This is a genomic window from Weissella halotolerans DSM 20190, from assembly GCF_000420365.1.
Taxonomy (GTDB): Bacteria; Bacillota; Bacilli; order Lactobacillales; family Lactobacillaceae; genus Weissella; species Weissella halotolerans.
In genome coordinates, this window is record NZ_ATUU01000001.1 from 366,750 (window position 1) to 379,727 (window position 12,978).

Here is a 12,978-nt window from a genome sequence, read left to right on the forward strand (position 1 = left end):
TCCCTTTGTGCCGAGACAACTCGCTTTTTTGTTAAAAGTGGGTGGCCTGTCGCCCATTTTTTACAAACTTACGCCCGAGAAAGGCCGATCCTTTTTTAAACCAATTGGTTTTTTCCGTCGTGACGAGTGGGTATTCCTTAAAGGATAGTCCTCGCGTATACAGCCAAGGATCTAACAAACGCTCCCCTAAAAAGCCAAATACACGTGCATCCTGTCCTGAATAATCCTCATATGGAATCTGCCGTTTAACACCCATCAAAACACCAAACAAAAAGTCCGTGTAATCTTGAAAATACGTTTGCGGCATAATACTCATATTGAATAAATGAGCATGACTTGAGGTGGCCATCTTTTCAAAGGATGGCGCAAACTCGGGATAATCAGTCTTAATAACCTCTCGCATAACCATAAAAGGTGCTTTAAGGTGGGCGTTTTGATAATGACTTTCTTGACTTTCAATATAATAATGCCGTTCCTTAGGCAGGAGAATATCGGCTTGCGATAATCCATGTCTAATATCTTGTTCCGTTAATAAATCTTGGTAGTGGTGACTAGCCCGTTGCCCTAAAAAGCGCCGATAATGTGCTAGCCCCACTACATCCTCTGTCTTCAATTGATACTTTGCCCAGTAGAGCGCAGTTAACTCATTAAAGTGCGGATTCAACGTTGAAATATTCTTTCCTTGATCATCTGCAAAAAAACCAGCTGGCACTGCTTCATGCTGTGCCGCCCCGACTAAGATTGGCTGATAAATCGGATTAGCTGGCATTGGATAGGGCTTATGGCTGGCGACAAGTATTTTCATTGTAACCTCCTGATAGGCAAAAACCTCCGACCAAGTCAGAGGTTAGTTTACTATTTCTCTTCTTTTTCTAAATAAATTGGACGGTGCTTGCTTTCTAAATAAATTCCGGCAATGTAACGACCCACAATACCTAAACTCAATAGTTGAATACCACCGATAAAGAGCATAATCACCACCATTGAAGGCCAACCGGCGACTGAAGCATCTGCAAAGAACAAGGTCCGAATTACAATAAAAATCGCCCCTAAAATTGATAGAACAAATGAAATCAGTCCCATCACTGACACTAGTGTTAAGGGTGCCTGTGAGAAATCAATAATACCATCAATGGAATACTTCAATAAATCCCAAAAAGACCAAGAGGTTTTACCAGCGACGCGATCTTTATTTTCAAATTCCAGATATTTTTGGCGGAAACCAACCCAACTAAATAAACCCTTTGAAAATCGGTTGTATTCGGGCATGCTCAACAAAGCATCAACCATCTTTCGATTCATAACCCGATAATCACGAGCTCCCTCTACAATTTGGGTAGAAGAAATACGGTTAATCAACTTATAAAAGAGGCGACTGAAGAAAGTACGAACGGGAGGCTCGCCATTTCGTGATGTACGACGCGTACCAATCGAATCCCATTCGTCAGCGGCAACACCTCGATACATCTGCGGTAAAAGCTCTGGTGGATCTTGTAAATCGACGTCCATTACAGCTACATAATCGCCCTGAGCCTTACTCAAACCCGCATATAAGGCAGCCTCCTTACCAAAATTTCGTGAAAAGGAAACATAGTGAACTCGATCAGGAAAGCGTTCATTCATCTGTCTTAAAACAGGCAAGGTATGATCATGCGATCCATCATCAATAAACCAATACTCAAATTCAACATCTGTCAGCTGTTGCTGGTGAACACCTTCAACTGCCTCCATGAACAAAGGGATACTCTCCTCTTCGTTATAGACAGGAACAACAATTGATAATTTATTTACCATTCTTTTTCTCACCTCATAATGATAATGACTTTAACTTATGACTGACCATGAAAGTTTTGCTTCGCGTAGGTGGTGACATCCATATGCAAACGAGAAGACTCAACAATAATTTTCTTGATATCACTAGGCGCCCACTGATCGGCCGGTAGACCAGCCTGAACCAACTGTGCCTGTGTTTTTTTAATATCAGCCATTGTCACTTCTTGACCCGTTGCGGTTTGGTTAGGATCTGCCTGTACAGCTTGCTTAGCTGGTACACTTTGGGCATATTCATGACTATCAGACTTTTTGTGTGCGCCTTTTCCCCGCTTAGTATCAAGTTGCTCGCTCACTTGAGTATCATTGCTTACTCGCTCATTTTGCTTGACATACCAAAGGCTACCAATCGCAAGGCCCACGCATAGTACCAGCACTGTGACCAACCACCATTTATGTTTTTTCACTTTCTTACCCCATCTATCAGTTCATTTTGCTTACATTGCCCCATCACGTTTAAAAATAGCCATCACTGTTTTAAAAATAATCTTAAAATCAAACCACAAATTGGCATTTTTAGCATAGGTTAATTCCAATTCAGCCCGTTGTGGATACTGAATTGTACTTCGGCCGGTTGCCTGCCAAAGGCCCATTGCCCCAGGCTTCACCGATAGAAACTCATCAACCTCATCTCCGTATTCGACCAACTCACTCTCAACAATTGGGCGTGGCCCAATGATGCTCATATCACCCCGCAAAATATTAATAAATTGGGGTAACTCATCAATTGACGTTTGGCGTAAAAAGGCACCAAAGGTTGTGATACGAGGATCTTCATTCGTCGGTAACTTATAACCGTTTTCTACGAACTTATGGTAAAGCTGTGGGTTACTATAAAGCTTATTTTCTGCATCAACCACCATCGAGCGAAACTTGTAAATATAAAAAGGCTTATGGTGGTAGCCAATCCGTAACTGACGATAAAAGATTGGCCCGCGATTGGGTCCAATTAAGTACATACAACTAACTAGCAAAAACAAAGGAGCCAACATAATTAAGGCAAAAACAGCAGTGGCAATATCTAAAAAGCGCTTGGCAAATAGATAACTCTTACTTTGTTTATTCACCAGGCAGCCTCCTTTCACTACTTCGTATTGCAAGGGATTTTACAAGTACTTTGCGTCCGCCTTAGGATCTTGACTCGTTAAAATCTTTGGCCCGTCGTTGGTGATTGCAATCGTATGTTCATATTGACAAGACCAAGAGCCATCAGCCGTTGAGACCGTCCAGCCATCTTCCGTCGAAGTATTGACTTCATAAGAACCCATATTAATCATCGGTTCAATGGTAATGGTCATGCCTGGCTTAAGTCGTAAGCCATGCCCTGCTACACCATAATGAGGTACCGCTGGCTCTTCATGCATCGTAGGTTGGATGCCATGTCCAATATAATCCCGAACATTTCCATAGCCTTCTTCATCAATGTAGGCCTGGATAGCAGCCCCAATATCACCAATCCGTTTACCAACTTGAGCCTGATCAATCCCCAAATACAAGGCGTGTTTAGTTACTTCCATTAACTTTTTAACTTCAGGTGATACCTCGCCGACAGCATAAGACCAGGCTGAATCAGAATAAAAACCATCCAATTCCACCACCGTATCAACCTTAACTAAGTCACCATTCTTTAAGTAAAGGTCCTTACGAGGAAAACCATGTGCCACCTCATCATTGACCGAAACCGTCGTTGCATATTTAAAGCCTTCAAAACCGATTTGTGCTGCCCGGGCGCCGTGACTTTCAATATAAGATCGGCCCAACTCTTCAATTTCCCAGGTCGAAATACCAGGTTTAATGATCTTTTTCATCTCATGATGCATCCCAGCAATAATGGCGCCGGACTTTTTCATTGCTTCGATTTCCCGTGGTGACTTTAACGTTATCATAACTTTGCTACTTCCTTACCATATTTAATGCCATACCAATTTATTATAAACCATTTAGCCGTGATTAACAGCCCTTCCCCCTTTTCAAAACGTCATTTAATTATGTATGTCCACTCAGTATTGCTCTCTTACTGAGTGCTGACTTGCTAATCTATTTTTGAATCATGCTGCGTGGCTAACTGCTTTTCATTTAAATCTTTTTTAATTTGCGTCGTTGAAATTTCTGGCGTCCTAGGCAAGTACACGACGTTGGCTTCAGTTTCTTGCCCCAAGTAATCAAACTGTCCTTTCCAGTCATCGCCCATGACAAACTCATTGACATGATATAACTCAATATCACGTACCTTTTGAGCCCAATCTTCTTCTGGAATTACCAAATCAACATATCGAATGGCTTCTAACAGCTGCTTACGTTTTTCATAACTGAAATAGGTCTTCTTATGTTTTGCATTCCAATTAAACTCATCAGTTGATAAGGCGACAATTAAGTAATCGCCACGTTCCTTTGCCCGACGTAACAAATTAATATGCCCGTAGTGCAACATGTCAAACGTTCCGTATGTAATTATTCGTTTCATTAACTTAATCCTCATTTATTATCTGCATATTTAGTGGTCCCCGGTTATTATACTACATTTTAGATTTTCTACCTTTAACCTTAAACAAAGTTCTACTCACTTTCTGGTCGGAATGATAGCGCTGATTAAGGCTTTTCACCTGATAACCTCAACTTGCATTATTTGCACAATCCGGTAAGATTAGAATATCTTAATATTTCTTGGAGGATGCCTATGACTATCAAAAATTTTTCTCAACTCTTAGCCCGTTACGCCCAAGTCATTACCCAAACCGGTCTCAATGTTCGTAAAGGGCAGTCATTACTGATTTATGCAGATTTAGACCAAGCCCCCTTAGTCCACCAAATTACAGATGCCGCCTATGCATTAGGTGCTAATCAAGTCGATGTCGAATGGTCTGATTTACATACTAAGCGTGAATTCTTGAAACACGCAGATGAAACCACTTTAACCACAATTCCGACTTGGATGGCCGTTCGGGCACAACATATTGCCGATAGTGCTACTACCCGGGTCTCCATTATGTCAACTGACCCCGATGGGTTGAGTGATATTGATGGGGAACGTATCTCAGCCTATCAGACTGCCATGCAGCATGCTCTCTCACCAGTCCGCAAAGCCACGATGAATAATGACTTAGATTGGATTGTCATTGCTGGTGCTAGCCAAGCATGGGCAGAAAAGGTTTTCCCTGAACTAAAGGGTGAAGCGGCCCTTGATCGCTTATGGCGCGAAATTTTCAAGGTAAACCGAATCAGCTTAGATGGCGATCCTAAACAGTTATGGCAGGCGCATATCGCTAAGCTTCAAGAAAAAGCTGATTGGCTCAATCAGCAGCAGTTTAAGGCCCTTCATTTCCAATCGCCACGGACTGACTTGACCGTTGGTCTGGCTGAAGATCACCACTGGGAGGCTGCCGATTCTGTCGATAAAAGTGGGCATACCTTTGTCGCGAATATGCCAACTGAAGAGGTCTTTACCTCACCTGACCGCCGCTTCATTGATGGTTATGTTACTTCAACTAAGCCTCTTTCATATGCAGGAGTGCTCATCACCAATATCAAGTTAACCTTTGAAAAAGGACGCGTAACGAAAGCCAACGCTGATAGTGGGCAAGCAGTCCTTGAAAAACTCCTGGCTACAGACGAAGGTGCTAAGTCCTTAGGTGAAGTATCATTAGTTCCTGACCCTTCTCCAATTTCCCAATCTGGCATCACCTTTTACAATACCCTGTTTGATGAAAACGCCTCAGACCATCTCGCCTTAGGAGCAGCCTACCCCTTTAACATTAACAATGGAAGTCAGCTTGATCTAGCCAGCCGCCTGGCTAAAGGACAAAATGACTCCCTAGTGCATGTTGATTTTATGATTGGCTCTGCTGATATGGATGTTGACGGTTTAACTGCTGATGGCAAGCGGATACCGGTCTTTCGCAATGGTGACTGGGCTTAATGATAGGTTGTCTCACATATAAATAATAAAAAGGTTCTTACTACAAGTAGTAAGAACCTTTTTATTACGGTTATATTAACCAGCCAAACCAACAATAACGTCACCAACTTGAGCGAAGCCGACACGTGACCAACCGGCATTCATTAACCAGTTACGATGGCCAGGTGCACCAATCATATTGGTTTCATTGTACCAAGCTTGGACAACCGTACTTCCTGCTCCAAAGCCCATTGCAATAACCTCATTTCCTGTATGGAAATGGTCAGCCGGAATTTGGTGCCCATTATTATAAATTTGTTGTGCTCGATTACGAGCCTGAGCAGCTAGATTAGCATCCCACTGCACGGGGGCCAAGCCCTTGCTAGACCGCAACTGATTCATCGCATTTGCAGTTGCATCCCCTTGATTAGGTGCAGGTTGCACATTTAATTGTGGTTGCTGCTGGTGAGTAGCTGCTTGCTCTGATGACTGCTTAGCAGCCTGTGCATTGGCCGCAGCGGTTGCAGCAGCCCGTTCTTTAGCAGCTTGATCAGCGGCTGCTTGTGCGTTGGCCGATGCCGTTGCGGCAGCCTGTTCTTTAGCAGCTTGATCAGCGGCTGCCTGTGCGTTGGCCGATGCCGTTGCAGCAGCCTGTTCTTTAGCGGCTTGATCAGCGGCTGCCTGTGCGTTGGCCGATGCCGTTGCGGCAGCTTGTTCTTTAGCGGCTTGATCAGCGGCTGCCTGTGCGTTGGCCGATGCCGTTGCGGCAGCCTGTTCTTTAGCGGCTTGATCGGCGGCTGCTTGTGCATTGGCCGATGCCGTTGCGGCAGCCTGTTCTTTGGTGGTTTGGTCGGCTACGCTTGAAGAATCATTCGTCTCTTCAACCTGGCTTGATGCAGTCTGACTTGACTGTGTATCCCCTGCTGTCTCGTCAGCACGAACTAGCTTTTGTGCCAATGCTTGGGCCTCTTGACCAGTTAGCATAAGCGTTTGCCCGGCTAACACATGGTCAACATCTTGCAGATGAAAAGTAGTCGCAATTTCTTGGACTGACATACCTGTAGCTTGTGAAATCGCCCAGACCGTATCACCCTTGGCCAAGACATAATTTTTTAAGTCCTGCCCCTTAATTGCCTCTTTTACCTCTGTTACTGAATTGGCATGCCAATTCTCTGTCACACTATCCGCCGCAGCTTGCGTGCCCATGCTTTGCAAGAATACACCACCAGCCAATAGGGTTAACGACCCTGTTAGCCAGCGCTTACCGGCCTTATACATTTTTTTATGTTCAATCATGAAGTTACTATCTCCTATTATGTTTAAACTTTAACTCTTTAAAGAATACACTAACTTCTTAAACATTTTGTTACAAACTTACAACAATTTTAGGATCTATCGACGCCAGTCTCAAACAGCTCCTATCCCAGCTGTGATTACACAGATGGGTGAATAAAGTCTGCTGGTAATGGGGCCTTGACTGTTAGGTCTGTTTGGCTGAAGGGTAATATTAAGGAAACAGTATTCGAATGTAACTGCAAGCGCCGATCTATGGCTTTTGGGTTATAATCCCGATCACCTAACAAAGGGTGTCCTAAAGCTGCTAAATGGACACGAATCTGGTGGGTACGTCCCGTTTCCAACTGAATTTGGAGTAAAGAGGTCGACCCCCTAGTTTCCAATAATTGCCAATGTGTTACCGCATCCTGCGCTGCTAATCCTCCAATCTGACGTAAACGATCGTTTGAAGGGTGACGGCCAATAGGCATTTTAATCGTACCAGCCGCCTGTTCCATTCTGCCTTTAACCCAGGCCAGATAAGTTCGCTGAATCCGTTTAGTCTTCAATTGAGCATTCAGCATCGGCACTACAAAAGGAACTTTTGCAATAATGATTGCTCCAGATGTTCCCTCATCCAAACGATGCACCATGTAAGCCGCCTTACCAGTTATCTTTTGTAAATAGCCTTGGACAAAATTAAGTAGCGTCCCAACCTCACCCGGCGAATTTGGATGCGTCTTAATTCCCCCTGGTTTATTTGCAATCATAAAATCAGGATTCTCATAGAGGATGTCAAGGTGATCCCTATGGTCAATTTCATAACCAGACTGACTATGTCTAAAATCGGTCGCCAAAAACGTGAAGCTTACCTTATCTCTGGGCTGGATTAACGTCGACACTGGCTGATAGTTTCCATTTAATAAGACCCGTTTATTTTGACGCAATTGGCCGCGAATTCGACGCGGTAAAGACCATTGTTGCATTAGTTGACTCAAGGTCATAACCATTTGGTCAGCTGGTAGCTCAATTTGTTTCGTCCATTTTTGCATACATTACTCCATAAAAAAAGACCTACCGAAGTAGGTCCTTCTCATTAGCTAAATTATGACAACTTAGTTACGTTCTCAGCTTGCAAACCGCGATCGCCGCTCACAACTTCAAATTCAACCTTTTGTCCTTCGTTTAATGACTTGAAGCCATCACCTTGGATAGCTGAGAAATGTACGAATACATCGTCACCGTTTTCACGAGCAATGAATCCAAATCCCTTATCATCGTTAAACCACTTAACTGTTCCTTGTTCCATAATAATGCAACCTCCTGGCAAATGCCAAACTTAATGTTACCCAAAAAAACCATGCCAGATATTTCAATGTTGCTTGAAACTCGAACAAAAATCTTTTTAACTACAAGACATAGTATAACACGTCGCACAAAATATGCCAACTATATTTTTACTTTATTTTAGCTAAGGTTGTTTTCATCATTTGTGCCGTTAACACCGCCGTTTCATATTGGGCCTGGGCCTTTAATTGAGCAGCAGAAACCTGAGGATGTACTTGTTGATAGTGCATCATCTTAGCTTCAACAGCTTGCTTGATTTCAGCTTGTTGTTGAGCCTGCATAGCTGGACTCATTTTAGCTTGTGTCTGGGCCAATTGCTTAGCCTGCTGAGGACTCATCACAACCCAGGTATCAGAAGGCACCGTCACCTCTACCTTTTCCTTGACTAACTCATTACCTTGACCACCAATGCCAAAGAGTAATCGATAAACGTCATTTTTCCATGCCCAACGGGTCGTCGTTGTCTTAACACTAGCATGATTAACTTTGGCTTGACGGTAATCCGCCTCTTTTCGAATCGCCTGCGTAATATGCTTTTGATCAGGTTTAAAATGCACCTTTGGTTCAGCCGCTTGTGCCCGATCTCGATAAATCAAGACATAATTGTCAGATTGCGTACCAATCTCTTGGGCCAGCAAAACGCCAGCTGGCGATTGCTTTGTTCCAGCTGTATAAATACGTTGGGTCTCGGTGTGACTTACCTGTTGCATCCCTAGGTGATGGGTAAAGCTAAGGGTCATGGCGGCAACTGTAAGGCTTAATAAAAGAAAGGACAGACTGCCCGCTATCATGCGCCGCTTTTTTTCTTTGATTAGCATCCAGGTTACAAAGGTTAAAATCGCAAATACAACTAGTAAAAGAATAATCATTAGACTTGCTCCTCTCCATCAACCTGCTTTGTGGCTTGCGCAATGACCTTGCCATCACGTAAGAAAAAGGCCACGCCAATTCCAACAAGGGCAAAAATCAGTCCAATTAGGAAGGAAGCCTGAAAACCATCCATGGAGGCGTTTAATAAATGATCCGCATACCGTAATGGATTGGCTGTTTTTAAACTAGCAGCTGGTTCATTGTGGTTAATAATATTTTGTGTAACCGAAGTTAAGAGAGCTACGACCACTGCTGATGCTATTTGTCGAGCAGTGTTATTTGAGGCTGTAGCATGGCCTGCCTCCTCTGGTGGTAGAGCCGACATCGCGGAAGCTGTTAATGGCATCATGACCATTGCTATTCCAAACATACGTACAGTATATAGAGCAGTAATATAGTGATCAGGAGTCGTTGACGTCAAAAATAAGAAAGGTACTGTACCAAGGGCTAGAATACTAAATCCCAAGAGGGTCATCCGTTTAGCACCTACCTTATCATAAACGGCACCAGCCACCGGTGACATCGCTCCCATAACTAACGCACCTGGTAGAAGCATCAAGCCTGAATGAAAGGCCGAAATACCATGCACATTTTGTAAATAGGTTGGTAACATCATTTCGACGCCCATCATGGCCATCATGGCCATCATAACGGCAATCGTGGTCACGGTAAATTGCTTGTTCAAAAAGACCCGAACATCCATAAAGGGGTCTTTCATTCGTAACTGTCGCCAAATAAAGAGCAAGATAATAATGGCCCCAATACTAATTGGTGTTAAGACTGTCCGTACATCTCCCCATCCATCGGTGGCAACATTGGTAAATCCTAAGAGGAAGAGACCAAAACCAAAAATGGACAGTGTGAGTGATAAGACATCCAACTTAACTGGACGATTAGGTACGACGTCCCTTAAGAAAACAAACCCTAACAAAAAGGCGACTGCTAACACAATAAGGGGTAGATAAAAAATATTTCGCCAAGAACTTGAAATCACTAAGCCCCACACATAATGATCTTGGTCCAAAATCCAGCCGGAAAGAGTTGGCCCAATCGCTGGTGCCAACCCCACAACAAGTCCTGACAATCCCATGGCGGCCCCGCGCTCTTCAGCCGGGAAAATATTGACTAAAATAACCTGCATGAGGGGCATCGTAATCCCGACTGCTAGGGCTGTTAATACCCGCCCAAGTAAAAACATGAACCACATTGAATGCTGAGCTGGGGTCAGTGCAGTCACTAGCATCCCACTTAACATAATGCCGTAGGCGCTTAATAGTAACCACTTAGTTGGAAATTTCGTTGTTAGATAAGCTGAAACAGGAATCATAATACCATTGGCAAGTAAGAACCAAGTTGTTGCTTGTTGAGCCGTTGCCAAGTTAATCCCAAAATCATGCATTAGGGTGGGAATTGCCGTTCCCAACGACGTTTGCATTAAGGTACCTGCAAAGGTTGCTACCAAAATAATGATTAATAAAGCCGCCCGACTATAGCCCTGACCATGTATATCTACAGGCCGATCGTGCTGTCTTGCTTCCGCCATAAAATGCCTCCTTATGCTTATTACGTTTTATAGACAAGTTCCTATTTTAATAGTTCAGCAACAAAAAGACAAGCATTTTTGTCAAATTACCTTACAGGTAAAGCCGATTTTATGACAAGTTTTAGTTTCTCCTACAAAAAAAGAGCATTCTAATTAGAACACTCTTTTTATGGTTTAACTATTATTGGTTTACCACCAGTTATGGGCGGCACGGAAACTCAATGCATTTTCAACTGAACCATAACGTGATGTCGCATAATTCAACATACCTTGAGTCTGTTGGGCAACAGAACCTGAACCCCAACCTTCCTTGGTCTGACCAAGTCCACGATAACCAGCTGGATTAACCGCATTAGGATTACCACCTGATTCAGGCATTACAATCGATGCCCACATAGCTTCAGTCCCACCGGCAGCGATAAACTGATCATGCACAGACCCTGATGCGCTTGCACTAGCTTGGGCTGGCGCAGGTTGTGCTGTTGCCACAGTTTGTGTAGCAGCTGGTGCCTGACTATCAGCACTTGCCGTTTGTGTTGTCGTAGCTTCTGCCTGGCTAGCAGCCTGTTCTTGGGCTGTTTGCTTCTTAGCTGCATTAGCTTCAGCAACTGCCTTAGCAGCAGCTTCATCCGCAGCATCCACACTAGCAGCATCACTAGCTGAAACACTGGTCTGACCTTGATCAGGTACTTCTAGCTTTTGATCAGTAAAGATCATGTTCTCATCAGTGATTTTATTGGTTGATACTAAATCTTCAACGCTTAAGTTGAACTTACTTGCAACTTCTGAAAGTGTATCGCCTTGTTTTACCGTATAGGTAGTGGCGGCATTGACAACTGTTTGGCCAGCAGCTAGCGCAGTGGCCAACCCGGCAACTGTTAACGCAACTTCTTTTGGTTTACTCATGTAAATTTAACTCCTCAACTAACTTTTATTTTATGATTAAAGCCTAACTCTTTTGCAAGGGTCGGTTTATTAAAGGCTTGCGACAAACAACCCGTCGCAACTACAAGAACTAGTTTACCAAGTTGAGAAGGCTCAATGTGACGATTAGATTACAATAAATCGGCGTTTATTTTTTAAGGTCCTTCATATGTCACAAGATTGTCATATTTAAACTTAAATTGCTTCCTATCAGCCTTATAGCAAGGATCTCCTATTTTATGTAACCAGTAAACTAATTCGCCTTTTGTAATTTTTTTAGTCGTATTTGAGGTTTAATCCATTTACACTTTGGGACTATCAACTTTTTGTTACATGTGTGACATCTTGAAAAGTAACGTTTTTAGAATTTTCTTAACCAAACTTGATCAATAATATGTCCCACGGTCTTATGCAAAATTAAATCAGCCCGTTCCCGGGTAGGTAAAATATAATGATTCAAGTTAGGTAAGTTGATTTCTTCAAAGACTTCTTTAGCCCGATTTAAGGCCTCTTCTAAGGGCATTTTGGTCCACTGATAAAAATAATTTTCAGGGTCATTGGCCTGAGCTGTTTTCTTTAAGAGGGCCACAAAACGGTCTAGGTACCAATGCTCAATTAAATCAGTTTCCGCATCTAAATAGATAGAAAAGTCAAAATAATCTGCTAGATAAACTGGCGACGAAGGTGATGCCTGTAAAGTGTTGATACCTTCTATAATGAATATTTTAGGCCGTTTAAAGGTTTCTGTTTCTCCCGCTAACACATCTGAAATATCATGGGAATAAACAGGCGCTGAGACCTGGGCGGCCCCATCCTTAATCGCATCAAGAAACCTGAGCAAGGCTGGCATGTCATAAGACTCAGGAAATCCTTTGCGCTGACTCAATCCAGCTGCTGCTAAGTCTGCATTCGAGCGTAAAAAGCCATCCGTGGTGGTTAAATTGACATTTTCTTTACCATACACTTGTTGTAATAAATATTGCAAAAGTTGAGCAGTGGTCGTCTTGCCCACTGCTACTGAACCCGCGATACCAATTACAAAAGGACTAGCAACACTCGCCTCATCTAAGAAAAACTGACGTTCATCCCGGTCCCTTAAATACTGCCGATAACGTAGCATAATATATTTAACTAGTGGAACGTAAATTTCACGTACGTCTCCCATCGAAATTTGATCATTAAAGGCCTTAATTTGAGCTAAAAAGGCCGCATCCAAGTCTACCTTATCGATAGCCGGATTAGGCGTACCCAGTGTTTTCCACTGGGCCCTTGGAAATACGGCATAATTCATCGT

14 protein-coding genes are annotated in these 12,978 nt (G+C 43.1%); 1 reads left to right on the forward strand and 13 read right to left on the reverse strand.

From position 1 onward, the window contains the following. Window positions 1–31: 31 nt before the first annotated feature. The 6 genes from G414_RS0101825 to tagD all read right to left on the reverse strand — a co-directional run bounded on the left by G414_RS0101825 (window position 32) and on the right by tagD (window position 4,294). A complete protein-coding gene (locus G414_RS0101825) occupies window positions 32–805 on the reverse strand; it encodes a DUF4422 domain-containing protein (protein ID WP_022791166.1) in 774 nt (257 codons plus the stop codon). 50 nt (window positions 806–855) lie between these two features. Further along, window positions 856–1,794: a glycosyltransferase family 2 protein gene (locus G414_RS0101830; protein ID WP_022791167.1), complete on the reverse strand. Its 939-nt coding sequence runs from the start codon at window positions 1,792–1,794 to the stop codon at window positions 856–858. Between the two features lie 35 nt (window positions 1,795–1,829). Further along, window positions 1,830–2,237 carry a hypothetical protein gene (locus G414_RS0101835; RefSeq protein ID WP_022791168.1) on the reverse strand — a complete coding sequence of 136 codons (408 nt, stop codon included), beginning with the start codon at window positions 2,235–2,237 and terminating at the stop codon, window positions 1,830–1,832. Between the two features lie 30 nt (window positions 2,238–2,267). Next, window positions 2,268–2,897 (reverse strand): sugar transferase, encoded by a 630-nt coding sequence (locus G414_RS0101840; RefSeq protein ID WP_022791169.1) that lies wholly within the window; start codon window positions 2,895–2,897, stop codon window positions 2,268–2,270. A 39-nt stretch (window positions 2,898–2,936) separates the two neighbouring features. Continuing rightward, window positions 2,937–3,716: a type I methionyl aminopeptidase gene (gene map, locus G414_RS0101845; protein ID WP_022791170.1), complete on the reverse strand. Its 780-nt coding sequence runs from the start codon at window positions 3,714–3,716 to the stop codon at window positions 2,937–2,939. Between the two features lie 146 nt (window positions 3,717–3,862). Next, window positions 3,863–4,294: a glycerol-3-phosphate cytidylyltransferase gene (gene tagD, locus G414_RS0101850; RefSeq protein WP_022791171.1), complete on the reverse strand. Its 432-nt coding sequence runs from the start codon at window positions 4,292–4,294 to the stop codon at window positions 3,863–3,865. Window positions 4,295–4,507: 213 nt separating this feature from the next. On the opposite strand from tagD, the gene G414_RS0101855 reads away from it, so the two are divergent. After that, window positions 4,508–5,746, forward strand: coding sequence for an aminopeptidase (locus G414_RS0101855; protein WP_022791172.1), 1,239 nt, complete (start codon window positions 4,508–4,510; stop codon window positions 5,744–5,746). A 75-nt stretch (window positions 5,747–5,821) separates the two neighbouring features. On the opposite strand, the gene G414_RS07480 is transcribed toward G414_RS0101855, so the two are convergent. From G414_RS07480 to coaA, 7 genes are all read right to left on the reverse strand, one after another. Beyond that, on the reverse strand, window positions 5,822–7,021 hold the full coding sequence (locus G414_RS07480) for a CAP domain-containing protein (RefSeq protein ID WP_022791173.1): 1,200 nt from the start codon (window positions 7,019–7,021) through the stop codon (window positions 5,822–5,824). Window positions 7,022–7,158: 137 nt separating this feature from the next. After that, on the reverse strand, window positions 7,159–8,052 hold the full coding sequence (locus tag G414_RS0101865) for an RluA family pseudouridine synthase (protein ID WP_022791174.1): 894 nt from the start codon (window positions 8,050–8,052) through the stop codon (window positions 7,159–7,161). A gap of 53 nt (window positions 8,053–8,105) precedes the next feature. Next, window positions 8,106–8,309: a cold-shock protein gene (locus tag G414_RS0101870; RefSeq protein WP_027694495.1), complete on the reverse strand. Its 204-nt coding sequence runs from the start codon at window positions 8,307–8,309 to the stop codon at window positions 8,106–8,108. A 148-nt stretch (window positions 8,310–8,457) separates the two neighbouring features. Beyond that, window positions 8,458–9,216: a DUF4811 domain-containing protein gene (locus G414_RS0101875; protein WP_022791175.1), complete on the reverse strand. Its 759-nt coding sequence runs from the start codon at window positions 9,214–9,216 to the stop codon at window positions 8,458–8,460. Beyond that, on the reverse strand, window positions 9,216–10,760 hold the full coding sequence (locus G414_RS0101880; protein WP_022791176.1) for an MDR family MFS transporter: 1,545 nt from the start codon (window positions 10,758–10,760) through the stop codon (window positions 9,216–9,218). The genes G414_RS0101875 and G414_RS0101880 overlap by 1 nt, the downstream gene beginning before the upstream one ends. A 189-nt stretch (window positions 10,761–10,949) precedes the next feature. After that, on the reverse strand, window positions 10,950–11,666 hold the full coding sequence (locus G414_RS0101885; RefSeq protein ID WP_022791177.1) for an aggregation-promoting factor C-terminal-like domain-containing protein: 717 nt from the start codon (window positions 11,664–11,666) through the stop codon (window positions 10,950–10,952). Window positions 11,667–12,045: 379 nt separating this feature from the next. Next, complete coding sequence (gene coaA / locus G414_RS0101890) at window positions 12,046–12,975, reverse strand: type I pantothenate kinase (protein ID WP_022791178.1); 930 nt, start codon at window positions 12,973–12,975, stop codon at window positions 12,046–12,048. Window positions 12,976–12,978 lie beyond the last annotated feature (3 nt).

Excerpts from the sequence above, each read along its gene's own strand:
- G414_RS0101865 (WP_022791174.1), bottom strand. The coding sequence starts at position 8,052 with ATGCAAAAATGGACGAAACAAATTGAGCTACCAGCTGACCAAATGGTT.
- G414_RS0101880 (WP_022791176.1), bottom strand. The coding sequence starts at position 10,760 with ATGGCGGAAGCAAGACAGCACGATCGGCCTGTAGATATACATGGTCAG.
- coaA (WP_022791178.1), bottom strand. The coding sequence starts at position 12,975 with ATGAATTATGCCGTATTTCCAAGGGCCCAGTGGAAAACACTGGGTACG.
- G414_RS0101875 (WP_022791175.1), bottom strand. The coding sequence starts at position 9,216 with ATGATTATTCTTTTACTAGTTGTATTTGCGATTTTAACCTTTGTAACC.
- G414_RS0101855 (WP_022791172.1), top strand. The coding sequence starts at position 4,508 with ATGACTATCAAAAATTTTTCTCAACTCTTAGCCCGTTACGCCCAAGTC.
- G414_RS0101885 (WP_022791177.1), bottom strand. The coding sequence starts at position 11,666 with ATGAGTAAACCAAAAGAAGTTGCGTTAACAGTTGCCGGGTTGGCCACT.
- G414_RS0101870 (WP_027694495.1), bottom strand. The coding sequence starts at position 8,309 with ATGGAACAAGGAACAGTTAAGTGGTTTAACGATGATAAGGGATTTGGA.
- G414_RS0101830 (WP_022791167.1), bottom strand. The coding sequence starts at position 1,794 with ATGGTAAATAAATTATCAATTGTTGTTCCTGTCTATAACGAAGAGGAG.
- map (WP_022791170.1), bottom strand. The coding sequence starts at position 3,716 with ATGATAACGTTAAAGTCACCACGGGAAATCGAAGCAATGAAAAAGTCC.
- tagD (WP_022791171.1), bottom strand. The coding sequence starts at position 4,294 with ATGAAACGAATAATTACATACGGAACGTTTGACATGTTGCACTACGGG.
- G414_RS0101825 (WP_022791166.1), bottom strand. The coding sequence starts at position 805 with ATGAAAATACTTGTCGCCAGCCATAAGCCCTATCCAATGCCAGCTAAT.
- G414_RS07480 (WP_022791173.1), bottom strand. The coding sequence starts at position 7,021 with ATGATTGAACATAAAAAAATGTATAAGGCCGGTAAGCGCTGGCTAACA.